Annotated in this window: 2 protein-coding genes; both read right to left on the bottom strand. The window is 53.7% G+C overall.

The window, feature by feature from the left end:
- On the bottom strand, positions 1 to 204 hold a 204-nt coding region (locus tag KP705_RS18595), incomplete at its 3' end, for a plasmid recombination protein (protein ID WP_215765377.1).
- Positions 205 to 241: 37 nt separating this feature from the next.
- A partial coding sequence (locus KP705_RS18590; protein WP_215765378.1) for a helix-turn-helix domain-containing protein occupies positions 242 to 402 on the bottom strand: 161 nt, incomplete at its 5' end.

Genomic DNA, 402 nt, shown 5'->3' with positions numbered 1-402 from the left:
CACAACTCGCGCAAAGTCGGTCTGCATCTCGTTCAGGGCCTTGGCACCACCGAGGAACCGGCGGCAATTCAGGCGGCCTGTATCGGGGTCTTTTGGCACCACGTAGGCCGACAGGTGCGGCGTTTTTTCGTCCCGGTGAATGATGGCAGCGATCACGTTGTCCTTGCCGTGCCGCTCCTGAATCCAGCGCAACGCCTCGTTCAAATAGGGGTCACGACACGAAAGTGTACTTTACGTACGCTTAGAGTGAACCCAACAAGAACGTTGAGGCTGTTCTGCTGAGAGTTCGATAGACAGTTGGCCGAGAAATAGAAAACAGTTCTGAAAGATCGCTGATGGAGTAATCGCCGGTATCATACATCCGGCGAAGCTCTTTTTGCTGACGTTCAGAAAGCTTGGGTT

It is taken from the genome of Gluconobacter sp. P1D12_c (assembly GCF_018812105.1).
GTDB classification, from domain to species: Bacteria; Pseudomonadota; Alphaproteobacteria; order Acetobacterales; family Acetobacteraceae; genus Gluconobacter; species Gluconobacter oxydans_A.
This window is presented reverse-complemented; position numbering and strand designations above follow the sequence as displayed.